The following is a 26,083-nucleotide window of genomic DNA, read 5'->3' on the forward strand; positions in this document are numbered from 1 at the left end:
AAGGTGCAGTGCGCCCTTGGAAATTCCTGTCTGGTTCGAAATCACCTCGATGGTCGTGCTCACGATCATCCTGATCGCCGATCTTCTGCTCGTCCGGCTCCGCCCGCACATCCCCTCCACCAAGGAGTCGACGCTGTGGGTCCTCTTCTATGTCAGCCTTGCGCTGATCTTCGCCGTGCTCCTCGGCAACGTCGGCGGGTGGAAGAACGCAGGAGACTTCATCACCGGTTGGGCGCTGGAGTACAGCCTCTCCATCGACAATCTCTTCGTCTTCGTGCTGATCATGGCGCAGTTCGCCGTGCCTCGCCGCCTGCAGCAGCAGGTGCTGATGGTCGGCATCATCATCGCGCTCGTGCTGCGCGGCGCCTTCATCCTCGTCGGCGTCGCCATCATCGAGCACTTCTCGCCGATCTTCTACATCTTCGGTGCGTTCCTCATCTGGACGGCGATCCGCCAGGCAATGCCAGAGGGTGATCATGAGGGCGAGGTGCAGCGCGAGAACTTCATCGTCCGGCTGCTGCGCCGTCGCATCGACATCAGCGAGGAGTACGACGGCTCGAAGCTGCGCACGACGGTCGACGGCAAGCGCATGTTCACCCCGATGGTCATCGTGTTCATCACCATCGGCGTGACGGATCTCATCTTCGCGATCGACTCGATCCCGGCCATCTTCGAGATCACGACCAACGGCTTCCTCGTCTTCGCGGCCAACATCTTCGCGCTGATGGGGCTCCGTCAGCTCTACTTCCTGCTGGGCGACCTGCTGGATCGCCTCAAGTACCTGCACTACGGCATCGCGGTCATCCTCGGCTTCATCGGCGTCAAGCTGATCCTGCACGCCCTGCACGAGAACGAACTGCCGTTCATCAACGGCGGGCAGCACGTCGAGTGGGTGCCGGACATCGACAACATGGTCTCGCTCGGCGTGATCCTGGCGTCCATGACGGTGGCGACGATCGCCAGCCTCATCTCGTCCTCTCGCGAGAAGCGCGCCGAGAACAAGGCGTCGATCGTCGAGTAACAGCGTTCACGAAGGGACGGACCACCCGTCGCAGCGGTGTAAACTGACCGCATGCGGCGGGTGGTTCTCCTTCTTAGCGGCCGCGACGAGACCTCGATCTAGGCCTCTCTCGTCGCGGAGTTCAGCGTGGGCCGAACCTCGATCCCAGGAGACAGCGACATCATGACCCCCGACGCCACCGAGACTTTCCACGGTCCGCGCACGCTTGCCGAGAAGGTCTGGGACGACCATCTCGTCGTCAAGGGCGAGAACGGCGAGCCCGATCTCATCTACATCGACCTGCACCTCGTGCACGAGGTCACCAGCCCGCAGGCGTTCGATGGTCTGCGCTCTGAGGGACGCCCGCTGCGCCGACTCGACCTCACGATCGCCACTGAAGACCACAACACCCCGACGTGGGACATCGACAAGCCCATCGCAGACCTCACCAGCCGCACGCAGATCGAGACGCTGCGTCGCAACGCCGCGGAGTTCGGTGTGCGTCTGCACTCGCTGGGCGACGCCGAGCAGGGCATCGTGCACGTCGTCGGCCCGCAGCTGGGGCTGACGATGCCGGGTATCACCGTCGTCTGCGGCGACTCGCACACCTCGACCCACGGCGCCTTCGGCGCGATGGCCTTCGGGATCGGCACCAGCGAGGTCGAGCACGTGATGGCGACGCAGACGCTGCCGTTGAAGCCGTTCAAGACGATGGCGATCAACGTCGACGGGACACTGCGCGCCGGCGTCACCGCGAAGGACATCATCCTCGCCGTGATCGCGAAGATCGGCACCGGCGGGGGACAGGGCTTCGTCCTGGAGTTCCGCGGGAGCGCCATCCGGGCGCTCTCGATGGAGGGACGGATGACGATCTGCAACATGTCGATCGAGGCGGGTGCGCGCGCAGGGATGGTCGCCCCGGACGAGACGACATTCGCGTATCTGGAAGGTCGGCAGCACGCGCCCAAGGGCCAGGACTGGGAGGACGCCGTCGCTTACTGGCGGACTCTCCCGACCGATGACGGTGCCGTCTTCGATGCCGAGGTGTTCATCGACGCCGATGAACTCGAGCCGTTCGTGACCTGGGGCACCAACCCGGGGCAGGGCAGCTCGCTGTCGGCATCCGTGCCGAACCCGGCCGACATCGCCGACCCGAATGAGCGGGCGGCCGCACAGCGGGCGCTCGAGTACATGGCGTTGACCCCGGGAACCCCGCTCAAGGACGTGCCGGTGGATGCCGTGTTCATGGGCTCCTGCACCAACAGCCGGATCGAGGACCTGCGCGCCTTCGCGTCCGTCATCCAGGGCAAGAAGAAGGCCGACGGCGTGCGCGTGATGGTCGTGCCCGGTTCGGCGCGTGTACGCCTGGAGGCCGAGGCCGAGGGGCTCGACAAGATCATCACCGACTTCGGTGCGGAGTGGCGCTTCGCCGGGTGCTCGATGTGCCTCGGCATGAATCCCGACCAGCTCGCCCCAGGCGAACGCTGCGCCTCGACCTCGAACCGCAACTTCGAGGGCCGCCAGGGCAAGGGCGGTCGCACGCACCTGGTGTCGCCGCTCGTCGCCGCCGCCACCGCGATCCGCGGAACCCTGTCCAGCCCGAGCGATCTGGAGGCCTGATCATGGAGAAGTTCACCACCCACACCGGCATCGCCGCACCGCTGAAGCGGTCCAACGTCGACACCGACCAGATCATCCCCGCCGTCTTCCTGAAGCGCGTCACCAAGACGGGGTTCGAGGACGCCCTCTTCCATGCCTGGCGGCAGGATCCGGACTTCGTGCTCAACCAGGAGCCGTTCCAGGGCGCCTCGGTACTCGTCGCCGGATCCGACTTCGGTACCGGCTCCAGCCGCGAGCACGCCGTCTGGGCGCTGCGCGACTTCGGGTTCCAGGTCGTGCTCAGCCCGCGCTTCGCCGACATCTTCCGCGGGAACTCCGGCAAGCAGGGTCTCCTCGCAGCGACGATCTCCGAGGAGGATCTCGAGCGGATCTGGGCGGAGATCGACGCGAATCCGGGTGCGCAGATCACCGTGGACCTGCAGGCACGCACGGCGACGATCGGTGGCATCCAGGCCGACATCGGGATCGACGATTACACTAGGTGGCGGCTCCTCGAAGGGCTCGATGACATCGGGCTCACGCTGCGCAACGAAGACAAGATCGCGCAGTTCGAGGCCCGTCGCGAGTCGTGGCGGCCACGTACCCTCCCCGTGCAGTGACACGGACCGGGTCGTGAGTCAGGGGCAGACCGCCCCGCGGCGACCGCCGCAATCCGTGGAATGAAGTGAGGCTCCGAATGACGACACCCGTGCGCGATGCTCTTCCGGATGGAGTTCCTGCTCTCACCGGAGACGTCCTCAGCATTCGAGGAGGACGCCCGCTGCGCGGCCGCGTCGATGTCAAGGGCGCCAAGAACCTGGCGACGAAGGCGATGGTCGCTTCTCTCCTCGGAGAGACGGTCAGCGTGCTGCGCGACGTCCCGGCCATCAGTGACGTCGCGGTCGTGCGCTCGCTGCTCGAGGTGCACGGCGTCCGCGTGAGCGAGGGCGACGAGCCCGGTGCTCTCGTCTTCGACCCGAGCGACGTGGAGTCCGCCCACTTCGAGGAGATCGACGCGCACGCAGGTGCATCGCGGATCCCGATCCTGTTCTGCGGTCCGCTCCTGCATCGCCTCGGACAGGCGTTCATCCCGGACCTCGGCGGCTGCCGCATCGGCGACCGGCCGATCGACTTCCACCTGGATGCGCTCCGCAAGTTCGGCGCGATCGTCGAGAAGCTGCCCAGCGGCATCCGCCTCTCGCGTCCGAACGAGCGACTGCACGGCGCGAACATCCACCTCCCGTACCCGAGTGTCGGCGCCACCGAGCAGGTGCTGCTGACCGCCGTGCGCGCAGAGGGTGTCACCGAGCTTCGCAACGCGGCCATCGAGCCCGAGATCATGGATCTCATCGCCGTCCTGCAGAAGATGGGCGCGATCATCTCCTACGAGCCCAACAGGGTCATCGTGATCGAGGGAGTCGAGAAGCTCCGCGGCTACGATCACCGTTCGATCTTCGACCGCAACGAAGCCGCGTCCTGGGCATCCGCTGCGCTCGCGACCGACGGCGAGATCTTCGTCGGCGGCGCCAAGCAGCAGGAGATGCTGACGTTCCTGAACGTGTTCCGTAAGGCGGGCGGCTGGTTCGACATCCAGGAGGACGGCATCCTGTTCCGCCGCGACGGCGAACTGCACCCTGTGGTCATCGAGACCGACGTGCACCCTGGCTTCATGACCGACTGGCAGCAGCCGCTGGTGGTCGCGCTGACCCAGGCGCGCGGCCGCTCCGTCGTGCACGAGACCGTCTATGAGAACCGGCTGGGCTTCACCGACGCGCTGGTCAAGATGGGCGCCGACATCGTCGTGCACCCGCGCGGACTCCAGGACGGCCCTCGTCGCGTGCCGCGTCGCGACCTGGAGCAGGCGGCCGTGATCACCGGTCCGACGCCGTTGCACGGCGCCGACATCGTGGTTCCGGACCTCCGTGGCGGCTACAGCCACGTCATCGCTGCGCTGACCGCACAGGGCGAGTCCCAGGTCTCCGGCGTCGACATCCTCAGCCGCGGCTACGAGAAGTTCCTCGCCAAGCTCGACGCCGTCGGCGCCGACTTCGACGTCATCCGGTGACCCCGATGGGTTCTTCGTCGCCCGAGAAGAGCCGGCCCAGCCTGTTCTGGCCGCTTGCGGCGCTCGTCATCCCGGCGGTCTCGCTGCTCGCGAAGATCCGCGTCACCGGGCGTGAGAAGCTTCCCCGCGACGGCGCCTTTGTACTCGCCCCCAACCATTACTCGGAGTTCGATCCGCTGATCGTCGCTGTCGCCGTCTGGCGGCTGGGGCGAGCGCCGCGATTCATGGCGAAGGACAGTCTGTTCCGCGTCCCGGTGCTCGGGTGGTTGCTGCGCAAGACCGGGATGATCCCCGTCGCCCGCACTTCGTCCGCGTCCGCGGCGAAACAGACCATGAGACAGTCGAAAGAGCTCGTCGAGCACGGCAGGGGGGTCATCGTGTACCCCGAGGGCACGCTCACGCGTGACCCCGAGCTGTGGCCGATGCGGGGCAAGTCCGGCGCAGTGCGCCTCGCTCTCGCCGGCGACATCCCGCTGATCCCGATGGCGCAATGGGGCACCCAGGCGATCATGGGGCGCTACCAGAAGAAGCTCAGCATCTGGCCGTTGCGCAAGCCGGTGCAGGTGATCATCGGAGATCCTGTCGACCTCTCGGATCTGAAGGGCCGGGGGAGCGAACAGGCCGTGCTCAACGAGGCGACCACACGCCTGATGAACGCGATCACCGTTCTTCTCGAGGAGCTTCGCGACGCGAAAGCGCCGGCAGAGCGCTGGAATCCGGCGACGCACGGCCAGAAGGAGACCGGTCGCCTTGAACCCTAAGAGAACTCTCCCCACCGGTCCCAAGGTCGCTGTGGTGGGTGCCGGCAGCTGGGGCACCACCTTCGGCAAGATCCTCGCCGACGGCGGAGCGCAGGTGACCATGTGGGCCCGCCGGGCCGAGCTCGCGCACGAGATCGACGAGGCGAAGCGGAACTCCCGCTACCTGCCGGGCATCAATCTCCCGCGATCGATGGCGGCGACGCACGAGCTCGCCCTGGCACTCCAGGGCGTCGAGCAGGTGTACCTTTCGGTTCCCAGTCAATCCCTGCGTGAGAACCTCAAGGCGCTGCGCCCGCTCCTCGCGGACTCCGACGCCAAGATCGTCAGCCTGATGAAGGGCGTCGAACGAGGCACCGGGCTTCGGATGAGCCAGGTCATCGAGCAGGAGATGCAGTGCGACCCCGATCGCATCGCCGTGGCATCCGGGCCGAACCTCGCGCTGGAGATCGCGAAGGAGCAGCCGACCGCTGCGGTGATCTCCTCGCGCAGTCGGGAGACCGCCGAGACGATCGCCCGCGCCGCGCGCAACAGCTACTTCCGGACGTTCGTGAACACGGATGTCATCGGCACCGAGTTCGGTGGTGTGCTGAAGAACCTCATCGCCGTCGCGATCGGCATCGTCGACGGCGTCGGATACGGCGAGAACACGAAGGCCTCGATCATCACCCGCGGACTCGTGGAGATGACGGACTTCGCCGTCGCCAACGGCGCGCATCCGGAGACGCTGCAGGGTCTGGCCGGACTCGGCGACCTCATCGCCACCTGCCAGTCGCCGCTGAGCCGCAACAACACGGCCGGGCGCCTGCTCGGCCAGGGATACAGCTTCCAGGACGTCGTCAAGCAGATGCAGCAGACTGCGGAGGGGCTCGCGTCGGTCGCCCCCATTCTGCAGCTCGCACGCGAGTCCGAGGTGGACATGCCCATCGTCGAACAGGTGAAGATGGTGCTCGACGGGAAGATGAACCCCCGCGACATCGCACCGCACCTGACGACGGACGACGACACCCCGCAGGGTGAGAGGACCAACCATGGACAAGCAGACGGTGGTGGTGCTCTTCGGAGGGCGCTCCAGCGAGCATTCGATCAGTTCCGCAACGGCGGGCGGGGTACTGGGCGCGATTGATCGCGATCGCTACCGGGTGATCCCGGTCGGGATCACCCGCGACGGCGCTTTCGTGCTCGAAGAGGATCGTCCGGAGAAGTTCCCACTGGAGGCGGAGCACCTGCCTGAAGTGGTCGACAACGGCACCCGGATGCTGTGGCCCGAACCCGGCGGCGAACGCACGCTGCGCGTCGTGCACCCCGACGGTGTGACGGAGGGCCTCGGCGAAGTCGACATCGTGCTGCCGCTTCTGCATGGCCTGCACGGCGAGGACGGTGCGATCCAGGGCTTCTTCGAGGTCATCGACATGCCTTACGCCGGCTGCGGCATCCTGGATTCCGCCATCTCCCTCGACAAGCACTTCACCAAGCTCGCACTGAGCTCCGCCGGTATCGCAGTGTCGCCAGGGATCACCGTGCGTCGCGCGCAGTGGCGGGCGGATCCGTCGGCCGTCCGCGCGCAGATCGCGGCGCTCGGTCCCGTGGTGTTCGTCAAACCGGCTGGTGCCGGCTCGAGCGTCGGCGTGTCGCGGGTCGATGACGGCGAAGGGCTGGATGCCGCTCTCGAGATCGCCTTCGCCGAGGACGAGAAGGTCCTCGTCGAGTCGCGGGTCGAGGGGCGCGAGATCGAGGTCGGTGTGCTCGCCGGTCGTGGCGGGCAGGGGCCGCGAGCATCGCTGCCTGGCGAAGTCGTGCTGACATCGCGCAGTTTCTACGACTTCGAGGGCAAGTACCTCGGCGGTGACGGCGTCGAGATCGTCTGCCCTGCCGATGTCGACGACGAGTTGATCGAGCGTCTGCGTGAGACGGCGGTGCGCGTCTTCGAGGCCGTGGACGGCAAGGGCCTCGCCCGCGTCGATTTCTTCGTCACGGCGTCCGGCGAGCTCATCGTCAACGAACTGAACACGATGCCGGGGTTCACTCCGATCTCGATGTTCCCGAAGTGCTGGATCGCGTCCGGCCTCGGTTACGGCGAGCTCATCACCGAGCTCATCGAATCGGGTCTGGACCGCTGAGGTTCGAGTGCGGCGGTCTGTCTCCGCTCAGGCGGAGCGGACCTAGCCGCGCTCTGTGCAGCGCGCGGTAGCCGGCGCGAGTCCGGACTGGATGCTCTTCGAAATCGTGTCGACGACGGTGGCGAAGTCGAACTCCTCGCCCCGCTTGATGGTCACTTCGATCGCAGGATCCCGGCCGTAGGTGACGAGGCGCTGCCTCGTGTCCTCCTGATCCAGTACGAGCCAGTCGACGCCGCCGATCGTCGTGCAATCCAGGGCCGACGGGGCAGGCGGAGCAACCCCGCAGCGCAGCACGATGCTCGGGTCGCCCCATGCGCCGGTCGCCTGCGCATCGGTCCAGACGCGGTCAAGGCCGGCCACGTTCTCGGGCAGGAGCACGGAGACGTCGGCGCAGGCGGGATCGTTCGCGGCGTCGGCCGGTTCCAGATGCACTGTGGTGGAGCATCCGGAAAGGGCGGAAGCCACGATCAGAGCGCCCGCGGCGACTGCGAGGCGACGAGAGCGGAACATGGTTCCAGGCTACCTTTGACAGCATGCCCTCCCGACCCGAAGACGACGATCCGCGCCTGGGAGACATCTCAGAGGGGCGCATCCTGCAGGCGATTCTGGCGCGCACCGCACCGGCCTCGCACACGCTGATCGGACCTGGTGATGACGCCGCGGTCATCGCCGCCCCATCAGGCACGGTGGTGGCGACGACCGACACCCTCGTGCACGGTCCGGACTTCCGCCTGGCATGGTCCAGCGGCTACGACCTGGGTTGGAAGGCCGCCGCGGTGAACCTCGCCGATGTCGCGGCGATGGGTGCCCGTCCGACCGCGCTGCTCGTCGCCCTGGCCGTTCCGCGCGATCTACGGCTGTCGTTCGTCGAGCGGCTCGCCGACGGGTTCAGCGATGCCTGCGCAGCACTGGCTCCTGGGTGCGGAGTCGTCGGCGGTGACCTCACCGTCTCGGACACGCTCACGGTCGCGGTGACGGCACTCGGCGATCTGGAAGGACGCGCGGCGATCACGAGGTCGGGTGCGCGGCCGGGGGATGCCGTCGCCGTCGCCGGCGAACTCGGCCACGCCGCGTACGGACTGGCCGTGCTGTTCGGCCGATTCCGCGACGGGGAAACGCCGGTGGCTGTCGACAGCGCGTTGCTTCGCGAGGGGGAACGTGCGGCGCTCTCCGCCCAACTGCGTCCGGCACCGCCGATCGGCCTGGGGCCGGTCGCTGCCGTGGCGGGAGCGACCGCGATGATGGACATCTCCGATGGGCTGGCTCTCGATGCGCGGCGGATGGCCGAGGCATCAGGGGTGACGATCGCGCTCGATGGCGACGCGCTCGGCGAGAATCGGGGGCGGGCTCTGGCCGGCGGCGAGGATCATGCGCTGCTCGCGACGTTCCCCGACGGCGTGCTGCCTCCAGGATTCCGGGTCATCGGCACCGTCCTCTCGGCCGGGGCGGATGCGCTGCTGTGCGACGGCGCTCCGGTGGACGTCGAAGGGTGGGACCCCTACCGGGACTGGGACTCGGCGTCGGGCTGAGTCTCCTCGACCCCCGACGCCTCGACCGGTGTTTCGGTTGTCTGCGGCGCGGCCCACCACAGGGTGGTGTCGCCGTAACTCCGGTCTCGGAGCAGCTCCAGTCCGGCAGCCTCGAGATCGGGCGGCGTCGAGCGGCGGGCGCGCTCGACGATCACGAGAGCGTCCGCGGACAGCAGGGGCGCAAGAGCCGCCAGATCGCCGTTCATCGCCTCGTCGTCCAGATCGTACGGCGGATCGGAGAACACCAGATCGTATGTTCCGGCGGTGCGCTGCAGGAAGGTCCGCACCGCGCTCTCATGGACCCGCGCCGTCGCCACTCCGCCGGCTTTCGCGACCGTGGCGGCGTTGCGGCGGATGATCGCGGCCGCAGGGCGGGACCGCTCCACGAGGTCGGCGCTCACGGCGCCCCGACTGAGCGTTTCGAGTCCGAGCGCTCCGGAGCCGGCGTAGAGGTCGAGGACGCGTGCTCCGACGATGGCATCCGCCGATTCCAACGCCCCGAAGAGCGACTCCCTGACGCGGTCGCTCGTCGGGCGGGTACCTGCACTCGGCACCTCCAGGCGAATGCCTCTGGCCGAACCGGCGATGATCCTCGTCACCCGTTCACGATACGACAATCGGTCCGGATTCCGTGTCCGCGGCGTTCCCTAGACTCGGAGCATGTCGCTCACGCTTGATTCATCGCTGGAGGACGCGCTCGGCGCGGCACCGGCGAAGACCCTGGACCGGGCCTTCGGCATGCGCAGCGTCGGCGATCTGCTCGTGCACTACCCACGGCGCTACGCCGACCCGGGCGAGCTGACGCCGATCCGTGATCTTCCGATCGGAGAGACGGTGACGATCGTCGCCGAGGTGCTCTCGTCCAGTGCCCGCGCGATGCGCAATCGGAAGGGGGCGATGGTCGATGTGATCATCGGCGACGGCATCGGTCGGATGTCGCTGACCTTCTTCGCGAAGAACCTCGGGGCGGCGAAGTGGCGCTCGGAAGAGCTGGCCGTCGGGCGTCGTGGCGTCTTCTCGGGCAAGGTCGGCATGTACAACGACGTGACGCAGTTCGCGCACCCCGAGTACGAGCTCTTCGAGGACGAGGATTCCGCGCGCCGCAGTGCCGACGCCAGGGCAGCGGTGCCGATTCCGATCTATCCGGCCACGTCGAGCATCCAGACCTGGCAGATCGCCAAACTCATCGGCCGCGTCCTGGACGGGCTGGAAGACGTGCCCGATCCGCTGCCTGCCCCGGTCCGCGAACGCGAGGATCTGCTCGAGGCGCGCATGGCGCTGGAGCAGATTCATCGGCCGCGAACCCGCAATGACATCGATCCAGCGGTACGTACGCTGCGGATGCATGAGGCTCTGGTCCTGCAGACCGCACTCCTTCAGCAGCGCGATGCCGTTCGCGCCCTCTCGGCGACCGCGCGTCCTGCACAACCGGGCGGCCTGCTCGAACGCTTCGACCGCGCGCTGCCGTACACGCTCACCGACGACCAGCAGAGCGTCGGCGCGCAGGTCGCCGCCGACCTCGTCGGCTCCTGGCCGATGAACCGACTGGTGCAGGGCGAGGTCGGCTCCGGCAAGACGCTGGTGGCGCTGCGTGCGATGCTGCAGGTCGCGGAGTCCGGAGGGCAGGCGGCGCTCATCGCTCCGACCGAGGTGCTCGCCGGGCAGCATCTGCGCTCGATCACGCGGATGCTGGGGCCGGAGCTCGCACCTCTCGTGATGCCCACCCTGCTGACCGGTCAGCTCGGAGCCGCCGACCGTCGTCGCGCGGCCCTGCGCGTGGCATCCGGCCAGTCGCTGATCGTGGTGGGCACGCACGCGCTGTTGGGTGAGAAGACGACCTTCGCCGATCTCGGCCTCGTCGTCGTCGACGAGCAGCATCGTTTCGGCGTCGAGCAGCGAGAAGCCCTGCGGGCCAAGGGCTCCAGCCCGCACGCGCTCGTGCTGACGGCCACTCCGATCCCGCGCACGGTCGCGATGACGGTGTTCGGCGACCTCGATACGTCCGTCATCCGTACGATGCCGGCGGGACGGGCGGGTATCGAGACCTTCGTCGCCCCGCTCGCCGAGCACCCCGGGTGGTTCAACCGGGTCTGGGATCGCGCCGCTGAGGAGATCGCCAAGGGGCATCAGATCTTCGCGGTGTGTGCGGCGATCGACACGGCGAAGAAGACCGTCGAGGCCGGCGCCGAGCAGACGCCGGCTCCTGAAGGCGCGAACGGTCCGCGCTGGGGTGTCGTGCAGCTCGACGAGGCTCTGGCCACGCATCCGAAGCTCGGTGCACTCCGACGTGCGGTCCTCCACGGGCGGATGCCCTCCGACGAGAAGGACGCGGTGATGCAGGCCTTCGCCAGGGGGGAGATCGATCTGCTCCTGGCGACGACCGTCATCGAGGTCGGGGTAGATGTGCCGAACGCGTCGACGATGATCGTGCTCGATGCCGATCGCTTCGGTGTGTCCCAGTTGCACCAGTTGCGCGGACGTGTCGGCCGCGGGGGAGTGCCGGGGCTGTGCCTGCTGGTGACAGAGGCGGAATCCGGGTCCATCGCCCGGGAGCGCGTCGATGCGGTCGCCGGCACGCTGGACGGCTTCAAGCTCGCCGAAGTCGATCTCGAGCTGCGCGGTGAGGGCGATGTGCTCGGGGCCGCGCAAGCCGGTGTCCGCTCGTCCCTGAAGCTGCTGCGCGTGGTCAAGGATTCCGGCCTCATCATGATGGCGCGGGAGATCGGCGAGAAGATCCTCGCCGACGACCCCCATTTGAGCCTGCATCCGGGGCTGCGCGAGGTGATCGCCCGGCGCGTCAGCGATGACGATCGGGCGGCGCTGGCGAAGAACTGATGCGGGGAGGGCGTGCCCTAGGCTGGAAGCATGAGCAGCCGGATCGCCGTCGTCCCGGGTTCCTTCGATCCCCCCACCCTCGGCCACCTCGACGTGATCCGTCGGGCCGCGAAGCTGTACGACGAGCTGCACGTGCTCGTCGTACACAACCCCGGTAAGGAAGCCATGCTGCCGATCGCGCAGCGGCTCTCCCTGCTCGAGCAGTCCATCGCCGAAGACGGCATGGAGGGCAACATCATCGTCGGATCGTGGAGCATGGGCCTTCTGGTCGACTACGCGCGCGATGTCGACGCCCACGTCCTCATCAAGGGGATCCGCTCGCAGATCGACGTCGCTTACGAGTCGCCGATGGCGATCGTGAACAGGCACCTCGCCGATATCGAGACGGTGTTCCTGCTGCCGGATCCGGCGCATGCCATGGTATCCAGTTCCCTGGTGCGCCAGGTCGCTTCCCTGGGCGGGGACGTCACCCCGTTCGTGCCGCCGGCCGTCGCTGCCTTCCTCGACACAGGGGCCCGCGGCATCTGACGCGGTAGCATTGGGTGGTGCGACCTCGTCTGAATGGCCCGTTCATCCTTCCCGTCCGTGACATCGTCCGCAAGCCAGGCGAAATGCGTGAACACCGTTTCGCCGTGCCCCTCGCCGAGCAGTGGGGAGAGGGAATCGTCTCCTATGAGGCGGGTTCCGAGATCGACATCGACGTGCGCCTGGAGTCCGTCCACGAGGGCATTCTCGCGACCGGAACAGTGGACGCGGAGTACGTCGGAGTGTGCGGAAGATGCCTCATCGACATCGCCGAGCCTGTCGAAGTCGAGTTCCAGGAGCTTTTCGCGTATCCTGGTGAGGAAGAAACTGACTTCGAGGTTCAAGACAACCACGTGGATCTTGAAACTCTGGTCAGGGAAGCGGCCGTATTGGCGCTTCCGTTTCAACCGGTGTGTCAGCCGGACTGCCCTGGACTCGACCCGAGTACGGGTGAGCGGCTGGCCGTGAACACCGGGGCGGAGAAAGCCGCTCCCATCGATCCTCGATGGAGCGCGCTCCAACAGATCACAGACCAAGGAAGCGCAGCAGAACGCAGCGCGACCAAGAACACAGAAGAGAGTTAGCCATGGCTGGTAACCCCCCGAAGCGCAAGGTATCCCGTTCCAACACCCGCTCGCGTCGCGCGCAGTGGAAGGCGGCGCCCATCGCTCTCGTCAAGACGATCGAGAACGGCAAGACCGTTTACAGCCGCCCCCACCAGGCGAAGGTCGTCACCGACTCCCAGGGCACCGAGCTCTTCATGGAGTACAAGGGCCGCAAGGTCGCTGACGTCTGATCCTGCCGTGCAGGCTCTCTCGCAGAAGCTCCGCGTCGATATCGACGCGGAGCTTCTGGAGTTGGCGCTGACACATCGCTCCTACGCGTACGAGCACGGCGGGATTCCGCACAACGAGCGGCTCGAGTTCCTCGGCGACTCCGTGCTCGGTCAAGCCGTGACGGTGATGCTGTTCACGACGCACCCTGAGCTCGACGAAGGTCAGCTGGCGAAGCGCCGCGCGAGCGTCGTCTCGACGGTGGCCCTCGCCGAAGTGGCCAGAGGGATCGATCTCGGCAGCCATCTGCTGCTGGGACGCGGCGAGGAGCAGACCGGCGGTCGCGACAAGGATTCGATCCTCGCCGACACGATGGAAGCGGTGATCGGGGCGACCTACATCTCCGTAGGCCCCGAGGCCGCCACCGAACTCGTGCTCAGGCTCACCGAGCCGCTGCTCGCAGACCCGGAGCGCTACGGCGCGGCGATGGATCCGAAGACGAGTCTTCAGGAGCTCGCTGCGAGGACAGGGGCGAGCCCGCCCCAGTATTCGGTGGAGTCGAGCGGCCCCGATCATGATCGACGCTTCCTGGCGACGGTTCTCGTCGGCGACCTCAGCATGACCGGCGTCGGCAGCAGCAAGAAGACCGCAGAGATGGCGGCCGCGCTGAGTGCGTGGCGTTCGCTCAGCGAGCATGCCTGAACTTCCCGAGGTCGAGGTCGTCAGAGCAGGCCTCGCTCCGGCCGCAGTGGGCTCTCGGATCAGCGGCGTCAGCGTCTTCGATGAGCGCGCCCTGACCCGTCATCCCGCCGGCGCGGCCGATTTCGTCGGGCGCCTCGAAGGTCGCACCTTCCGTGCGGCGGAACGTCGCGGCAAGTTCCTCTGGCTCCCGCTGGACGGCGAGGAAGCCGCGCTGATCGCCCACCTCGGCATGAGCGGACAGATGCTGCTGCGGGCACCGGATGCGGCGGCGGAACGCCATGAGCGCATCCGCATCCATCTGGAGCATCCCCAGCACGGCCATCTCGCGATCGTCTTCGCCGATCAGCGCACCTTCGGCTCGCTCGCCGTCGACGCTCTCGTCACGGACGGGAACTCGCTGATCCCTTCGCAAGTCGTGCACATCGCGCGGGATCCGGTGGATGCCGCATTCGATGACGTCGCCTTCCGAGCGGCACTGAGCAAGCGGGCCAGCGCGATCAAGCGCGTGCTGCTCGACCAGAGCGTCGTGAGCGGTATCGGCAACATCTACGCCGACGAGTCGCTGTGGGCCGCGCGGATCCATCCGGAGACCCCGGCGAACCGGTTGTCCGCGGTCGCCGTCGGCCGGCTGCTCGCCGAGGTACGGGCCGTGCTGGCGAAGGCACTCGCCGAGGGCGGCACCAGCTTCGACGCCCAGTACGTCAACGTGAACGGGGAGTCCGGGTACTTCGCGCATTCCTTGAACGCCTACGGGCGCGGCGGTCAGCCCTGCCCTCGGTGCGGCGGCAGCATCCGCCGCGAGGCGTTCATGAACCGCTCTTCACACTTCTGCCCTGCCTGTCAGCGAAAACGCTAGCTGACCGGTTGTGCCGCGAGCGCGACCAGGCAGGCACCATTCTCAACTGGTCGATGCGAGCTCGTTCAGTCGTCGCTCAGTCTCACGGAGTTCGGATTTCTTCGCGGCGAGGCATTCGGCGATCGAGTTCAGTTCGGCGCGAAGGTCCGGGCACATCTCCAAAGAGGTCCCGTGATCTCCGAGCCGAGCGCAGTCGAGGTAGCGCCGGATGGTGGCGGTACCCAGACCGGCGGCGATCATCGCCTTGATGTGCGCCACCAGAGTCACGTCCTCTTCGGAATAGTCGCGGTAGCCGCCGCTGGTGCGATCGGGGATCAGGAGTCCTCTGTCTTCGTAGTGTCGGAGTGCTCGTGTGCTCATGCCCGTCAGCTTCGCGAGTTCGCCGATCTGCACGCTTCGCACCTCTTTCTCGAATTGACCTTCACGCTAGCGTGAACCCCTACTGTCCTGTCCTATGACGACTGCAGCATCTCAGACTCCACGCACAACGCATCAGCGGGCCCTGATCTTCCACGGCTACGGGGCGACCCCCGAGGATCACTGGTTCGGTTGGCTCGCCGAGCAGCTCGAGACCGAGAGCATCAGGACCGCGATCCCGCCCCTCCCGCACCCCCTCATGCCGCAAACCGAGCAGTGGGAGGACGACGTCCGCGCTGCAGTGAAACAGCCGGACGAGCATACGATCGTGATCGCGCACAGCCTCGGCTGCCTGGCGGTGCTGCGTTGTCTGCGCTCCCTTCCTGGTACCTGGCGGCTGGGAACGCTGGTGCTGGTGTCGGGTTTCGTAGACCCACTGCCTGCCCTGCCCGAGTTGGACGGATTCATCGGCGGCGGCTGCGACGTGACGGAACTTCGTGACCACATCGGCCGGCTTGTGGTCGTCCGCTCCGACAACGACTCGATCGTTCCGCCCGGGCATACGGACCGTCTCGCCGAACAGCTCGGAATCTCGGCACAGGTCGTTCCTGGCGCTGGGCACTTCCTCGCCGCCGAGGGCATCACGGAGCTGTCCTTCGTTCGCGACGTGATCACGTCCTAGCGGATTTCCGACTGGGGTGTGGATGCCCGGGGCGCGGGTGAGCGGAACGGTTCGCCCGCCCCTGGTCCGGGCCGGTTCCTATCGACTGACCGGGCCCACAGCGACCTACACTGGGAATCGTGACTTCCTCCGCCCTTTCCGCCGCCGTGATCACGGTCTCTGATCGTTCAGCGGCAGGCCTGCGCGAAGACGTCTCCGGTCCTCTCGCCGCTGAACTTCTCGCCGCGGACGGGTGGTCTGCAACTGTTCGCGTCGTGCCGGACGAAGTCGAGGCCATTGCGGGCGCGGTGCGTCAGGTCGTGACTCTCGGCGCTCGTCTGGTCGTGACGACCGGCGGCACCGGCCTCTCGCCTCGGGACGTCACCCCCGAGGCGATGACCGGCCTGCTGCAACGCGAGATCCCCGGCATCGCCGAGGAGATCCGTCGCGTCGGCACCGCAGGGTTTCCGCAGGCGATGCTGTCCAGGGGTCGCGCCGGCATTGTGGACGGTGCCCTGGTGGTGAACCTCGCGGGTTCCCCTGGGGCGGTCCGGGATGGCATACCGGTCGTCCTGCAGGTCGCCGCGCACGTCGCCGCGCAACTGGACGGCGGTGACCACGCATGATCGCCTTCAGTCGGGTGTCCGAGGTCGTGCTCGATCCCTCAGAGCATCTCGACGCGGTGGCAGGGGCGGAGGCGGGTGCCAGTGCGCTCTTCGTCGGTACCGTGCGCGACCACGACCCGGATGCCGCGGGCGAAGTCGTGCTCCTGGAGTACAGCGCCCACCCCGATGCGGAGCGGATCCTCGGCGAGATCTCCGCGTCTCTCGACGGCGACGGAATCCGGATCGCGGTGAGTCACCGGATCGGCGCCCTGGCTGTGGGCGACGCGGCGATCATCTGCGCCGTATCTTCGGCTCACCGGGCCGACGCCTTCGAGGTGTGCCGTGAGCTCGTCGAGAGAGTCAAGGCCGAACTCCCGGTGTGGAAGAAGCAGGTCGAAGCCGACGGCACTGCAATCTGGGTCGGGCTGGGGAGCCTCGCGACCTGATCGCCTGTGGGCGCGCTCCTCTGCGGCGAGTGCCCTCAGCCGCCGGCGAACGGCGGGAGCACGTCGACGGTCGCGTCATCCGGCACGACAACGTCGTCCCCGCCGCGCGTCCCGTCGACGAGCAGCGAGCAGCGCCCGAGCACGTCGGCGAACTCCGGCCCGTGCTCCGTGCTCAGCGCCACTCGCAGTGCGCCGAGCGTGATCGGGCCATCGACCTGCTGCTCCTCGCGCCCCGCGGCATCGGCCGCGCCGGCGAAATACCGAAGCTTCATGACTGCACCTCGGATGCCGTCGCCCTGGCCTCGATGGCCGCGCGCGTGCGCGCCACCGCTTCTTCCACGGGCATGCCCTGCGCAACGGCGATGCCGACGAGATAGGTCGTCAGCGGCCCAGCCGGCCTGATGATGGCATGCGCGGCTTCGCGCGTGACGTCCAGCAGCAGACCTGTGGGCACCTCCGCGGTTTCGAGGCCGAGTGCGTCGGCGAGTTCCGCAACCCAGACGTCGAGGTCGGCGGGGGAGTCAGACATGGTGATCCTTTCGGCTGTTCCGATAGTCGTCGATGGCGGACCAGGTATCAAGGTCGAGTGCGGTTCCGGCGTCATCGACCGTATGCAGCGTGAGCGGAGCGATCAGGCTCCGCATGGAGACGCCGGCAACCTCGGGGAGCGCCGCAGCTGCGCGTCTGAGCGCGTTGAGCCGATACCGGCCGGCGAGCCATTGCTCGCGTCCGTCTGCGTCGACAGCGATCACGGCATCCGCATCATCGGGGATCGCGACGGCGGCGAGCAGGGCGACGAGATCTTGCGCACGCGGCAGGTCGCAGGCGAGCAACCATGTCTCGACGACATCCACTCCGTCCAATGCATGCAGCGCTGCCGAGATGGCCGCGACCGGCCCTCCGAACGGGGGATCCTCCCGCACCACGCGGATCCCCGGACGCGAGAGACTGTCGGGGCCGACAGCGATGATCGGCGCGCATCCGCGCACGGCGGCGAACACATGATCCACGAGTGCTGTGCCATCGACGACCACTGACGCCTTGTCCGCGGCATCCATGCGTGTTGCGCGGCCGCCGGCGAGGACGATCGCCGCCGATTCAGGTGACGAAGCTGTCACGGTACGCGCACCCAGTCGCCGCTCTTCCCGCCGGTCTTGCGGAGCAGAGCGATGTTCTCGATCGTGATCGATTTGTCGAGGCCTTTGACCATGTCGACGAGAGCGAGCGCCGTGACGCTCACCGCCGTGAAGGCCTCCATCTCGACGCCGGTGCGATCGGCCGTGCGGACGGTGGCTTCGATCTGCACGCCGTCGTCGACGATCTCGAGGTCGACCTGCGCCCCATGCACGCCGATCACGTGCGCGAGCGGCAGCAGCTCGGCGGTGCGCTTCGCCGCCTGGATGCCGGCGATCCGGGCGACAGCCAGGACATCGCCCTTCGGCGTCGTCCCGTCGCGGAGTGCGGACACCACGAGGGGGGAGCAGCGGACGAATCCGGATGCCGTCGCCGAGCGCACCGTCGGCTGCTTCTCGGTGACATCCACCATCCGCGCGTGGCCCGCGCTGTCCAGGTGGGTGAACGGCTGGTTCATGACAGGACCATCACAGTCACAGGATCTCCTTCTTCGACCCGCTCGACCTCTGCGGGAATGATCGCGAATGCCGAAGCGATGGCGAGCGACGTGACCAGATGCGAACCGCTGCCGCGGTTCGTCGCCGGTCTCACGGTCTCGCCGTCGATCACGGCGGGCAGGACCTGCACGCGCCCCGGAGGGCACCGCCAGCCGACTGCGGCGGTGCGGATGACCTGAGCCCGTTCGATCGTGGTGTGTCCGGCCAGCCGGCGCAGCGCGGGACGCACGAACATCTCGAATGACGCTGCCACACTCACCGGATTCCCCGGCAGGCAGAACGCCAGCATCCCGGAATCGAGGACTCCGAAGCCTTGGGGCTTGCCCGGCTGCATCGCGACCGCGTCGAATCGCACACCGCGCTCACCGCCCAGCACCGCCTTGACGACGTCGAACGCGCCGACGCTTGCGCCTCCGGAGAGGATCACGACATCGGCTTCCAGCTCGTCCAGCGCGCGGCGCAGAGCGGCCGGATCATCAGCCACGGTGACCACCGTGACGATCTCCGCACCGGCAGAGCGGGCGGCGGCGCTGATCAGCACTGAGTTCGACTCCGGAATCTGTCCGCGCTTCGGTGTGCCTGCGGGAGAGATGAGCTCGCTACCCGTGGAGATCACGGCCACTCGCGGCGCGCGAATCGCCATGACGTGATCATGACCGGCTGACGCGATCGACGACAGCTGCCAGGCGCCGAGCGGCGTGCCCGCGGCGACGGCCAGAGCCCCCGCGGGGGAGTCCTCGCCGCGGGGGCGAATATGCGCGGCGGGAGTCGGCGCCGTGAGGACGGTGATCTGATCCGGAGGCGTCTCCTGGATCGCTGTCCCGAGATCGGTCTGCTCCAGGGGGACGATGGCGTCGGCATCCGAGGGGATCGGCGCGCCGGTCATGATGCGCGCTGCCTCTCCGGCGCCGAGCGACGGATCCTCGCTCGAACCCGCCGCGACGTCGGCGACGATGCGCAGCACCGCACCAGCGGTCGCATCCGCCCGCCGCACGGCGTAGCCGTCCATGGCGGAGTTGTCGAAGAGCGGAACCGGCCAGCGGCTCGTGACATTCTCGGCGAGCACGAGCCCGAGTGCCGCTGCGAGCGGAAGACGCTCGGCGGGGAGCGCGGACGTCGCCTCGAGGATGCGCGCGCGGTGTTCGTCGATGGTGATCATCACTGCGTCCCGGACGGTTCGAACGCGGCGGACCAGGCCGCATAGCTGCCGGCGAGGAGGCGGAGATCCGCGTCAGGGTGCGCGGCCGCGAGCGCACGCCCCGCGGCGCGCGCCCGAGGACCCTGCTGACAGAACACCACGATGGTTCCGGTGACGTCCACGGCGGCGGGATCCGCGAGCAGAGTGCGCAGCGGAACGGAGCGTGCTCCGGGGATGCTCCCGGCGGCGAACTCGTCGGGCTCCCGGACGTCGAGCATGGTGATCGTCGGCTCTTCGGCGATCAGTTCCGCGAGTTCCTCCGGGGAGACCCGGGGGAGCGCCGCAGGGCGGGACGGGGCTGCGAGAGGAATCTCCCGTGTTCGTCCGCTGAGCGCGTCGAGCACCAGCATCCGGCCCACCAACGGCTCGCCGATTCCGCAGATCAGTTTGACCGCCTCGGTCACCAGCATCGAGCCCACCTGTCCGCACAGCGATCCGAGCACTCCGGCGTCCGCGCACGAAGGAACGGTGCCGGCGGCCGGCGGCTCCGGGAAGACGTCGCGCAGGCGCATGGGCGAGCCTGAGGACGGGCGAGACCAGAAGACACTCACCTGTGCGTCGAATCGCAGAACCGACCCCCACACCAGCGGGATGCCGAGCACATCGCAGGCATCGGCGACCGCGTAGCGGGTGTCGAAGCTGTCGCTGCCATCGATGATCAGATCGTAGCCGCCGAGCAGTTCCTGGGCATTCGCGTCGGTCAGCCGCGCGCGATGCTCGACGATGCGGACATCCGGGGCGAGGGCGCGGATGCGCTCAGCGGCGACGGTCGTCTTGGGGCGCCCGACATCGGCCGTGCCGAAGGCGATCTGGCGCTGAAGGTTGCTGCGCTCCACATCGTCGTCATCGATGATCCCGATCGTGCCGACCCCTGTGGAGGCCAGATACAGCAGTACGGGGGAGCCGATCCCGCCGGCGCCGAGCACGCCGACGCGTGCGGCCGAGAGACGGAGCTGTCCGAGTTCGCCGATCTCGGTCAGTCGCAGCTGTCGTGCGGTGCGCACGCGTTCAGCGTCGGAAAGAGATGCGGCGGGCGCCACAAGGGGTGGGAAGGCCATGCAGCAACGGTACCGCTCCACGCACGGTGCGGATCGTCAGGTCACCGTACCCCGGGTACGCTCTGGATATGGGACGGATCACGACGAGGCGGTCGGTGCTGAAGATCTCGTTGGACAGCGGATCTCAGCGACGAGCCGACACGCTCGCCGTCGAGGAACCGCTCGAGATCCGTGTCGCCGGTACGCCGCTGGCGGTGACCATGCGCACGCCGGGGCATGACGTCGAACTCGCTGCCGGCTTTCTCGTCTCCGAGGGAGTGATCGCCGAGGGGAGCGAGTTCCAGTCCGCGATCCACTGCGGCGGTCCGGGCACCGGTGGTGCCGAGAACACCTACAACGTCCTCGATCTCATCCTGGCGGCCGGCGTGCAGCCGCCTGCCCCCGATCTCGCGCGGTCCTTCTACACGACCAGCTCCTGCGGCGTGTGCGGCAAGGCCAGTATCGACGCGGTGGAGACCGTCTCACGCTACGACGTCTCGACCGACGAAGCAGCGGTCACGGCCGAAGCTCTGTCCGCATACCCGACCCGGCTGCGCGCACAACAGGATGTCTTCGACAAGACCGGCGGACTGCATGCCGCTGCGCTGTTCGACGCTGAAACCGGCGAGTTGCTCGTACTCAGGGAGGACGTCGGGCGGCACAACGCTGTCGACAAGGTCGTCGGGTGGGCCGTACTGAACGACCGGCTCCCGTTGCGAGGCGCGGTGCTTCAGGTGTCGGGACGAGCGAGTTTCGAACTCGTTCAGAAGGCCGCCATGGCGGGCATCCCTATTCTGGCCGCCGTCTCGGCACCCTCGTCGCTGGCGGCCGAACTGGCAGAGGCGCGAGGCCTGACGCTCGTGGGTTTCCTGCGAGGTCGGTCGATGAACGTCTATTCGCACCCGCATCGGGTGACCGTAGAAACAGGAGAGCCCGCCGATGGAGCGCTCCAGTTGGAGGGGTCGGGCAATGACCAGTCTCGATGACGAGTCGACGCAGGGCGTGGCGTTCGGGCTCATGCCTGAGATCCCGCGTCAGGGCGGATATGGGCCGGTGACGGATCGGCCGTGGTCGCAGAAGGATTACCATCACCCGGCGGCCGGGTGGGGTGCGACGGTCTCCGTCGGTGAAGTGCTGCTGCGCTCGAAAGCGCCGGTGAGCGGCGCGCTGGCGATGCTCACGATGAATCATCCGATCAAGGGATTCGACTGCCCCGGCTGCGCGTGGCCGGACGACCAGAACGGGCTCGGGCTCGACATCTGCGAGAACGGCATGAAGCACGTGACGTGGGAGATGACCCACAAGCGGGTGGGGAGTGGCTTCTTCTCGAAGCACACGGTCGCCGAACTCGCGACCTGGACGGATTTCGAGCTCGAGAATGCCGGTCGGCTCACCGAGCCGATGGTCTACGACCCCGAGACCGATCGGTACGCGCCCATCAGCTGGGACGACGCCTTCGCCCTCATCGGCGAGGAGCTGCGAGCGCTGGACAGCCCGGATCAGGCGACCTTCTATACCTCGGGTCGCCTCAGCAACGAAGCCTCCTTCATGTACCAGCTCATGATGCGCGAGTACGGCACGAACAACATGCCGGACTGCTCGAACATGTGCCACGAAGCGTCCGGGCGTGCCCTGCGTGCCTCCATCGGCACCGGCAAGGGCACCACGACGCTCGAGGACTGGGAGAACACCGACCTGCTCTTCCTCATCGGCGTCAACGCGGCGTCGAATGCTCCACGGATGCTCACCTCGCTCTCGAACGCGGTGAAGAACGGCGCCCTGGTGGTGCACGTCAACCCGCTCGTCGAGGCGGCTTCCACGCGCACGATCGTGCCGCACGACTTCGTCGACATGGCGCTCTTCAAGACGCACACCACGGGAACGCTCGACCTTCAGGTGCGGCCGGGTGGAGACATGGCGCTGATGCGTGCCGTCGCGAAGGTCGTCTTCGAGGCGGCGGAGGCCGACCCCTCGGTGCTCGCTGCCGACTTCATCGAAAGCTACACGCAGGGTTTCGCCGAATATCGGGCGCTGGTGGAGGCGACTCCCTGGTCTGAGCTCGTCCTGCAGTCCGGGCTCACCGAGGAGCAGCTTCGTCATGCCGGCGGCCTGTACCTCAAGGCGGACAAGACGATCATCAGCTGGTGTCTCGGCGTGAGTCAGCAGGAGCACGCCGTCGACATGGTGCGCGAGTTCACGAATGTGCTGCTCCTCCGCGGCAATATCGGACGCCCTGGCGCCGGACCCGCACCCGTGCGCGGGCACAGCAACGTGCAGGGCAATCGCACCTGCGGCATCGATCACCACGCGCCCGCGGCGCTGCTTGACCGCCTCGACGCGGTCCTCGGCATCACCTCACCGCGGGAACCCGGTCTCGACACGGTCGCGAGCATCCGTGCCATGCACGAGGGAGCGGTCAAGGTCTTCATCGCTCTCGGCGGCAACTTCGTCGCTGCGGTTCCTGACCCGCTGTACACCGCACAGGGCATGAGTCAGTGCAACCTGACCGTGCAGGTGAGCACGAAGCTCAACCGCAGTCACATCGTGCACGGGGAGAAGGCGCTGATTCTGCCGTGCCTCGGCCGCACCGAGCGGGACGAGCAGGAATCCGGCCTGCAGGGGCAGACCGTCGAGGATGCGATGAGCATGGTGCATCTCTCGGTCGGAAAGAAGAAGCCGGCCTCCGAGCATCTGCTGTCCGAACCCGACATCATCGCTCGGATGGCCAGAGCGGTTCTTCCGGACAGCCCGCTGCCATGGGAATCCTATGTCGCCGATTACGACGTCATCCGTGACGTGATGGCCGAGGTGCTCCCCGGCTTCGAGGGGTTCAACGATCTCATCGCACATCCGAACGGATTCCGCATCCCGCAGCCGGCTCGCGAACTCGACTTCCGCACGGCGTCGGGCAAGGCCGAGTTCTCCCTGCCTGCGCTGTACGACGTGCTTCCGGCATCCGATGACATGCTCGTGCTGCAGACGATGCGCTCCCATGATCAGTGGAACACGACGATCTACGCGAACAACGATCGCTATCGCGGCGTGAAGAACATCCGTGAGCTGATCTTCATGAACGAAGCCGACATGAGCGATCGCGGTATCGCCCAAGGAGACTTCGTCGACATCGTGTCGACGTCGAAGGACGGCTCACTCCGTGAGCTGCGCCAGTATCGCGCGGTGGCGTACAACACGCCGCGCGGGAGTGCCGCCGGCTACATGCCCGAGATGAACATCCTGATCGGCCCGGCCGACTTCAGCGCGCAGAGCGATCAGCCGTTGATGAAGAGCATCCATGTGCGGGTCAGCCCGTCCGCCGCGCGGCAGACGGCCTGACCCGACGTCGATCAGGCTGCGGAGAACGACCGCGCGAGCAGCGGGCGCGTTGCCCTCGTGCTCACCCACACCACGCCGATGCCGCCGGCGACGACAAGCGTGATCGTCATCAGGGAGAGCGGGGAGATGACGAGGGCGAGACCGAGGAGCGGGAGTACCAGCGCGCCGGCGCACAGAGACGACCCGATCGCGGTGACCAGCAGCGGTGACATGATCGCCCGGCGGCGGGCACGATCGACAGTGTCCAACGGCATGCCCAGATGATGGAGGCTGCGATGCAGTTCGCGCTGATCGAGGATGTCCGATGCCTGATTCACACCGACAGACGCAGCGACCATGAGGAACGACGCGACGAGGGTGATGACGAGTCCGGTGCGCATGTCCGCCGCGAGCGCCAAGTCTCCGGCCGCGGCGTTCTCGTCGCTCATCACGTTCATCAGCGCGACGCCGGTGCCCGCGAACACGGCCATGAAGCTCGCCATGGCGATGCCGCCGATCTGCCGCCAGGCCGCTTTCGGAGAATCCAGGACGAGCCGAGCGGCGAGCAGACGATCCGGCAGTTCGGCGCGCCGCAGCTGGCGGGAGGCGGCTACTTTCAGCGCCCATGGCCCGATGATGTTCAGCACGGCGAGCGCCCCGGCGAACAGCGCGGCCAGCACGACGATCACGGCGATGAATCCGCCGCTCGAGGGGAAGACCTTGATCAGTGCGAAGGCGATCGCGAGGATGACCGCGGCGATCACGGCACGAATCCAATGCACGTTCGATGCGGTGGTGCGCATGCGCACCCCGAGAGGTGAGATCACGACGCGCCGGAGCCCGACCGCTGCGCTGACGGTGGCGAGGAGCAGCACGCCGCCGAAGACGGCGACGATGAGCATCGGCGGAAGCACGACGGCTGAGAAACCGAGCGGTTGGCCTCGGAACGGGATGAGACCGATCAGCGGGCTGAGGGCGAGGTGGCCCAGCACGCCGGCGACCGCTCCCACTCCGGCGACCAGTACCGACTCGACAACAGTCGCCATCGCGACACCGCCGGGGGAGACGCCGAGCAGGCGGAGGGTGGAGAGGCGTTCATCGCGGCGCCGTGCCGACAAGCGGGCCGCCGCGCCACCGAGGCTCATCAGCGGAACGATGAGGAGCACCAGGGCGGTCGCGGCCAGCGCCTGATAGATCGGAGCGTACTCATCGCTCCAGCCCCAGAAGGACTGGGCGCCGCCGATCACTGTCAGCACCAGCGTCGTCACGATGCCGAAGGCGACGATCGGGAGCGCGAGCACTGCACCTTGACCAGGGGCGGGGCGAAGCAGGATGGCGAGAACCCTCGGGTTCATGCGGACACCCCAGCAGAGAGGATCAGGCCGTCACGAACCGCGATGGTACGCGTGCAGCGAGCCGCGACCTCCGAGTCGTGCGTCACGACGATCAGGGTGCGTCCTTGACCCGATGTCGACCACAGCAGCGCGTCCATGACCTCGTTCGAGGTCTGCGAATCGAGTGCTCCGGTCGGCTCGTCGGCGAAGACCAGTTCCGCACCGGTCGCCTGGGCGCGAGCGATCGCCACGCGCTGGGCCTGGCCGCCCGAGAGCTCGCCGATCCTTCGGTCTTCCATCCCTGCCAGGCCGAGGGCGGCAAGCCAGGACGCAGCATGTGGGATGGCGTCTGCTCGTTTCACACCGTTGATCATCGACGCCAACGCGACGTTCTCCACCGCAGTCAGTTCCGGGATGAGCAGCCCCTGCTGGAAGACGAACCCGAACCGCTCACGGCGCAGGCGAGAGCGAGCGGTTTCGCCGAGGTCGTTCACCTCGACCGGAGCGCCGGCGGCAGGGCGGAAGGTGACGCGTCCGGTATCCGGTGCGGTGATGCCGGCGAGCACGTGCAGCAGCGTCGTCTTTCCCGAGCCGGATGCTCCCATGATCGCGACGGATTCTCCGCGGTGGATCGCGAGATCGACGCCGGCGAGTGCGCGGGTGGAGCCGAAGCTCTTCGTGAGAGCGTGTGCTTCGATGACGGGCGGATTGATGGCAGCGACGTTCATGCTTCCAGCCTC

General features: G+C 67.5%; 30 protein-coding genes. 19 read left to right on the top strand and 11 right to left on the bottom strand.

Annotation, left to right across the window (positions count from 1 at the left end; genetic code table 11):
* Nucleotides 1-16 precede the first annotated feature (16 nt).
* The 7 genes from MRBLWH12_RS04005 to MRBLWH12_RS04035 all read left to right on the top strand — a co-directional run bounded on the left by MRBLWH12_RS04005 (nt 17) and on the right by MRBLWH12_RS04035 (nt 7,542).
* Nucleotides 17-1,021 carry a TerC/Alx family metal homeostasis membrane protein gene (locus tag MRBLWH12_RS04005; RefSeq protein WP_341975012.1) on the top strand — a complete coding sequence of 335 codons (1,005 nt, stop codon included), beginning with the start codon at nt 17-19 and terminating at the stop codon, nt 1,019-1,021.
* A 162-nt stretch (nt 1,022-1,183) separates the two neighbouring features.
* On the top strand, nt 1,184-2,620 hold the full coding sequence (leuC, locus tag MRBLWH12_RS04010; RefSeq protein ID WP_363546356.1) for a 3-isopropylmalate dehydratase large subunit: 1,437 nt from the start codon (nt 1,184-1,186) through the stop codon (nt 2,618-2,620).
* A 2-nt stretch (nt 2,621-2,622) separates the two neighbouring features.
* Nucleotides 2,623-3,219: a 3-isopropylmalate dehydratase small subunit gene (gene leuD, locus MRBLWH12_RS04015; protein ID WP_341975009.1), complete on the top strand. Its 597-nt coding sequence runs from the start codon at nt 2,623-2,625 to the stop codon at nt 3,217-3,219.
* 77 nt (nt 3,220-3,296) lie between these two features.
* A complete protein-coding gene (murA, locus tag MRBLWH12_RS04020) occupies nt 3,297-4,664 on the top strand; it encodes a UDP-N-acetylglucosamine 1-carboxyvinyltransferase (protein ID WP_363546360.1) in 1,368 nt (455 codons plus the stop codon).
* Nucleotides 4,665-4,669: 5 nt separating this feature from the next.
* Nucleotides 4,670-5,425, top strand: a complete 756-nt coding sequence (locus MRBLWH12_RS04025) for a lysophospholipid acyltransferase family protein (protein ID WP_363546363.1) — start codon at nt 4,670-4,672, stop codon at nt 5,423-5,425.
* Complete coding sequence (locus MRBLWH12_RS04030; RefSeq protein WP_341975006.1) at nt 5,415-6,548, top strand: NAD(P)H-dependent glycerol-3-phosphate dehydrogenase; 1,134 nt, start codon at nt 5,415-5,417, stop codon at nt 6,546-6,548. Before MRBLWH12_RS04025 ends, MRBLWH12_RS04030 begins: the two co-directional genes overlap by 11 nt.
* Complete coding sequence (locus MRBLWH12_RS04035) at nt 6,454-7,542, top strand: D-alanine--D-alanine ligase family protein (RefSeq protein ID WP_341975005.1); 1,089 nt, start codon at nt 6,454-6,456, stop codon at nt 7,540-7,542. Before MRBLWH12_RS04030 ends, MRBLWH12_RS04035 begins: the two co-directional genes overlap by 95 nt.
* Before the next feature lie 42 nt (nt 7,543-7,584).
* On the opposite strand, the gene MRBLWH12_RS04040 is transcribed toward MRBLWH12_RS04035, so the two are convergent.
* Nucleotides 7,585-8,052, bottom strand: a complete 468-nt coding sequence (locus MRBLWH12_RS04040; RefSeq protein WP_341975004.1) for a DUF3515 family protein — start codon at nt 8,050-8,052, stop codon at nt 7,585-7,587.
* Nucleotides 8,053-8,075: 23 nt separating this feature from the next.
* Between MRBLWH12_RS04040 and thiL the strand changes: the two genes are divergently transcribed.
* On the top strand, nt 8,076-9,071 hold the full coding sequence (gene thiL, locus MRBLWH12_RS04045) for a thiamine-phosphate kinase (protein ID WP_363546367.1): 996 nt from the start codon (nt 8,076-8,078) through the stop codon (nt 9,069-9,071).
* Here thiL and rsmD read toward each other — a convergent pair.
* Nucleotides 9,041-9,670 carry a 16S rRNA (guanine(966)-N(2))-methyltransferase RsmD gene (rsmD, locus tag MRBLWH12_RS04050; RefSeq protein ID WP_363546370.1) on the bottom strand — a complete coding sequence of 210 codons (630 nt, stop codon included), beginning with the start codon at nt 9,668-9,670 and terminating at the stop codon, nt 9,041-9,043. The two genes, thiL and rsmD, sit on opposite strands and share 31 nt — an antisense overlap.
* 61 nt (nt 9,671-9,731) lie before the next feature.
* Here rsmD and MRBLWH12_RS04055 point away from each other — a divergent pair, with 61 nt between their 5' ends.
* The 6 genes from MRBLWH12_RS04055 to mutM are packed head-to-tail and all read left to right on the top strand — an operon-like array spanning nt 9,732 to nt 14,762.
* Nucleotides 9,732-11,906 carry an ATP-dependent DNA helicase RecG gene (locus tag MRBLWH12_RS04055; protein WP_363546372.1) on the top strand — a complete coding sequence of 725 codons (2,175 nt, stop codon included), beginning with the start codon at nt 9,732-9,734 and terminating at the stop codon, nt 11,904-11,906.
* Between the two features lie 30 nt (nt 11,907-11,936).
* A complete protein-coding gene (gene coaD / locus MRBLWH12_RS04060; protein ID WP_341975000.1) occupies nt 11,937-12,434 on the top strand; it encodes a pantetheine-phosphate adenylyltransferase in 498 nt (165 codons plus the stop codon).
* A 29-nt stretch (nt 12,435-12,463) separates the two neighbouring features.
* On the top strand, nt 12,464-13,015 hold the full coding sequence (locus tag MRBLWH12_RS04065; RefSeq protein ID WP_363551297.1) for a YceD family protein: 552 nt from the start codon (nt 12,464-12,466) through the stop codon (nt 13,013-13,015).
* A gap of 2 nt (nt 13,016-13,017) precedes the next feature.
* Complete coding sequence (gene rpmF, locus MRBLWH12_RS04070) at nt 13,018-13,227, top strand: 50S ribosomal protein L32 (protein ID WP_188436709.1); 210 nt, start codon at nt 13,018-13,020, stop codon at nt 13,225-13,227.
* Nucleotides 13,228-13,234: 7 nt separating this feature from the next.
* Nucleotides 13,235-13,906: a ribonuclease III gene (gene rnc / locus MRBLWH12_RS04075; protein ID WP_341974999.1), complete on the top strand. Its 672-nt coding sequence runs from the start codon at nt 13,235-13,237 to the stop codon at nt 13,904-13,906.
* A complete protein-coding gene (mutM, locus tag MRBLWH12_RS04080; RefSeq protein WP_363546376.1) occupies nt 13,899-14,762 on the top strand; it encodes a bifunctional DNA-formamidopyrimidine glycosylase/DNA-(apurinic or apyrimidinic site) lyase in 864 nt (287 codons plus the stop codon). The genes rnc and mutM overlap by 8 nt, the downstream gene beginning before the upstream one ends.
* Nucleotides 14,763-14,804: 42 nt before the next feature.
* Here mutM and MRBLWH12_RS04085 read toward each other — a convergent pair whose 3' ends face one another.
* Nucleotides 14,805-15,164 (bottom strand): MerR family transcriptional regulator, encoded by a 360-nt coding sequence (locus tag MRBLWH12_RS04085; RefSeq protein WP_363546379.1) that lies wholly within the window; start codon nt 15,162-15,164, stop codon nt 14,805-14,807.
* 52 nt (nt 15,165-15,216) lie between these two features.
* On the opposite strand from MRBLWH12_RS04085, the gene MRBLWH12_RS04090 reads away from it, so the two are divergent.
* From MRBLWH12_RS04090 to MRBLWH12_RS04100, 3 genes are all read left to right on the top strand, one after another.
* Nucleotides 15,217-15,801, top strand: a complete 585-nt coding sequence (locus tag MRBLWH12_RS04090; RefSeq protein WP_363546381.1) for an RBBP9/YdeN family alpha/beta hydrolase — start codon at nt 15,217-15,219, stop codon at nt 15,799-15,801.
* Nucleotides 15,802-15,920: 119 nt separating this feature from the next.
* A complete protein-coding gene (locus MRBLWH12_RS04095; RefSeq protein ID WP_363546384.1) occupies nt 15,921-16,406 on the top strand; it encodes a MogA/MoaB family molybdenum cofactor biosynthesis protein in 486 nt (161 codons plus the stop codon).
* Complete coding sequence (locus MRBLWH12_RS04100) at nt 16,403-16,831, top strand: molybdenum cofactor biosynthesis protein MoaE (RefSeq protein WP_363546387.1); 429 nt, start codon at nt 16,403-16,405, stop codon at nt 16,829-16,831. Before MRBLWH12_RS04095 ends, MRBLWH12_RS04100 begins: the two co-directional genes overlap by 4 nt.
* A gap of 35 nt (nt 16,832-16,866) precedes the next feature.
* Here MRBLWH12_RS04100 and MRBLWH12_RS04105 read toward each other — a convergent pair whose 3' ends face one another.
* From MRBLWH12_RS04105 to MRBLWH12_RS04130, 6 genes are read right to left on the bottom strand one after another with little or no spacing between them, the layout of a single operon-like run.
* The gene (locus tag MRBLWH12_RS04105) at nt 16,867-17,103 is read right to left on the bottom strand and encodes a MoaD/ThiS family protein (RefSeq protein ID WP_341974993.1); all 237 of its coding nucleotides are present in this window, start codon (nt 17,101-17,103) and stop codon (nt 16,867-16,869) included.
* Entirely contained in the window at nt 17,100-17,360 is a 261-nt protein-coding gene (locus MRBLWH12_RS04110) for a DUF6457 domain-containing protein (RefSeq protein ID WP_363546390.1), read from the bottom strand. Before MRBLWH12_RS04110 ends, MRBLWH12_RS04105 begins: the two co-directional genes overlap by 4 nt.
* Nucleotides 17,353-17,949 (bottom strand): molybdenum cofactor guanylyltransferase, encoded by a 597-nt coding sequence (gene mobA / locus MRBLWH12_RS04115; protein WP_363546393.1) that lies wholly within the window; start codon nt 17,947-17,949, stop codon nt 17,353-17,355. Before mobA ends, MRBLWH12_RS04110 begins: the two co-directional genes overlap by 8 nt.
* Nucleotides 17,946-18,422, bottom strand: a complete 477-nt coding sequence (gene moaC, locus MRBLWH12_RS04120; protein ID WP_341974990.1) for a cyclic pyranopterin monophosphate synthase MoaC — start codon at nt 18,420-18,422, stop codon at nt 17,946-17,948. Before moaC ends, mobA begins: the two co-directional genes overlap by 4 nt.
* The gene (gene glp, locus MRBLWH12_RS04125) at nt 18,419-19,621 is read right to left on the bottom strand and encodes a gephyrin-like molybdotransferase Glp (protein WP_363546396.1); all 1,203 of its coding nucleotides are present in this window, start codon (nt 19,619-19,621) and stop codon (nt 18,419-18,421) included. The genes moaC and glp overlap by 4 nt, the downstream gene beginning before the upstream one ends.
* Nucleotides 19,621-20,664, bottom strand: coding sequence for a HesA/MoeB/ThiF family protein (locus tag MRBLWH12_RS04130; RefSeq protein ID WP_363546398.1), 1,044 nt, complete (start codon nt 20,662-20,664; stop codon nt 19,621-19,623). The genes glp and MRBLWH12_RS04130 overlap by 1 nt, the downstream gene beginning before the upstream one ends.
* 122 nt (nt 20,665-20,786) lie before the next feature.
* On the opposite strand from MRBLWH12_RS04130, the gene fdhD reads away from it, so the two are divergent.
* Nucleotides 20,787-21,683 carry a formate dehydrogenase accessory sulfurtransferase FdhD gene (gene fdhD, locus MRBLWH12_RS04135; RefSeq protein WP_363546401.1) on the top strand — a complete coding sequence of 299 codons (897 nt, stop codon included), beginning with the start codon at nt 20,787-20,789 and terminating at the stop codon, nt 21,681-21,683.
* Nucleotides 21,667-24,030, top strand: coding sequence for an FdhF/YdeP family oxidoreductase (locus MRBLWH12_RS04140; protein WP_363546403.1), 2,364 nt, complete (start codon nt 21,667-21,669; stop codon nt 24,028-24,030). The genes fdhD and MRBLWH12_RS04140 overlap by 17 nt, the downstream gene beginning before the upstream one ends.
* A gap of 11 nt (nt 24,031-24,041) precedes the next feature.
* Here MRBLWH12_RS04140 and MRBLWH12_RS04145 read toward each other — a convergent pair whose 3' ends face one another.
* Together MRBLWH12_RS04145 and MRBLWH12_RS04150 are read right to left on the bottom strand one after the other, a co-directional pair.
* Nucleotides 24,042-25,364: an FtsX-like permease family protein gene (locus MRBLWH12_RS04145; protein ID WP_363546406.1), complete on the bottom strand. Its 1,323-nt coding sequence runs from the start codon at nt 25,362-25,364 to the stop codon at nt 24,042-24,044.
* Entirely contained in the window at nt 25,361-26,071 is a 711-nt protein-coding gene (locus MRBLWH12_RS04150) for an ABC transporter ATP-binding protein (RefSeq protein ID WP_363546409.1), read from the bottom strand. Before MRBLWH12_RS04150 ends, MRBLWH12_RS04145 begins: the two co-directional genes overlap by 4 nt.
* Nucleotides 26,072-26,083 lie beyond the last annotated feature (12 nt).

Source organism: Microbacterium sp. LWH12-1.2 (assembly GCF_040675825.1).
GTDB lineage: Bacteria > Actinomycetota > Actinomycetes > Actinomycetales > Microbacteriaceae > Microbacterium.

Coding starts and splice junctions, on each gene's coding strand:
- leuC (WP_363546356.1), top strand. CDS start 1,184: ATGACCCCCGACGCCACCGAGACTTTCCACGGTCCGCGCACGCTTGCC.
- mutM (WP_363546376.1), top strand. CDS start 13,899: ATGCCTGAACTTCCCGAGGTCGAGGTCGTCAGAGCAGGCCTCGCTCCG.
- MRBLWH12_RS04055 (WP_363546372.1), top strand. CDS start 9,732: ATGTCGCTCACGCTTGATTCATCGCTGGAGGACGCGCTCGGCGCGGCA.
- MRBLWH12_RS04145 (WP_363546406.1), bottom strand. CDS start 25,364: ATGAACCCGAGGGTTCTCGCCATCCTGCTTCGCCCCGCCCCTGGTCAA.
- MRBLWH12_RS04040 (WP_341975004.1), bottom strand. CDS start 8,052: ATGTTCCGCTCTCGTCGCCTCGCAGTCGCCGCGGGCGCTCTGATCGTG.
- MRBLWH12_RS04150 (WP_363546409.1), bottom strand. CDS start 26,071: ATGAACGTCGCTGCCATCAATCCGCCCGTCATCGAAGCACACGCTCTC.
- murA (WP_363546360.1), top strand. CDS start 3,297: ATGACGACACCCGTGCGCGATGCTCTTCCGGATGGAGTTCCTGCTCTC.
- thiL (WP_363546367.1), top strand. CDS start 8,076: ATGCCCTCCCGACCCGAAGACGACGATCCGCGCCTGGGAGACATCTCA.
- MRBLWH12_RS04100 (WP_363546387.1), top strand. CDS start 16,403: ATGATCGCCTTCAGTCGGGTGTCCGAGGTCGTGCTCGATCCCTCAGAG.
- MRBLWH12_RS04105 (WP_341974993.1), bottom strand. CDS start 17,103: ATGAAGCTTCGGTATTTCGCCGGCGCGGCCGATGCCGCGGGGCGCGAG.
- MRBLWH12_RS04025 (WP_363546363.1), top strand. CDS start 4,670: ATGGGTTCTTCGTCGCCCGAGAAGAGCCGGCCCAGCCTGTTCTGGCCG.
- fdhD (WP_363546401.1), top strand. CDS start 20,787: ATGGGACGGATCACGACGAGGCGGTCGGTGCTGAAGATCTCGTTGGAC.
- MRBLWH12_RS04035 (WP_341975005.1), top strand. CDS start 6,454: ATGGACAAGCAGACGGTGGTGGTGCTCTTCGGAGGGCGCTCCAGCGAG.
- MRBLWH12_RS04090 (WP_363546381.1), top strand. CDS start 15,217: ATGACGACTGCAGCATCTCAGACTCCACGCACAACGCATCAGCGGGCC.
- moaC (WP_341974990.1), bottom strand. CDS start 18,422: ATGAACCAGCCGTTCACCCACCTGGACAGCGCGGGCCACGCGCGGATG.
- MRBLWH12_RS04140 (WP_363546403.1), top strand. CDS start 21,667: ATGACCAGTCTCGATGACGAGTCGACGCAGGGCGTGGCGTTCGGGCTC.
- rpmF (WP_188436709.1), top strand. CDS start 13,018: ATGGCTGGTAACCCCCCGAAGCGCAAGGTATCCCGTTCCAACACCCGC.
- glp (WP_363546396.1), bottom strand. CDS start 19,621: ATGATCACCATCGACGAACACCGCGCGCGCATCCTCGAGGCGACGTCC.
- coaD (WP_341975000.1), top strand. CDS start 11,937: ATGAGCAGCCGGATCGCCGTCGTCCCGGGTTCCTTCGATCCCCCCACC.
- MRBLWH12_RS04110 (WP_363546390.1), bottom strand. CDS start 17,360: ATGTCTGACTCCCCCGCCGACCTCGACGTCTGGGTTGCGGAACTCGCC.
- leuD (WP_341975009.1), top strand. CDS start 2,623: ATGGAGAAGTTCACCACCCACACCGGCATCGCCGCACCGCTGAAGCGG.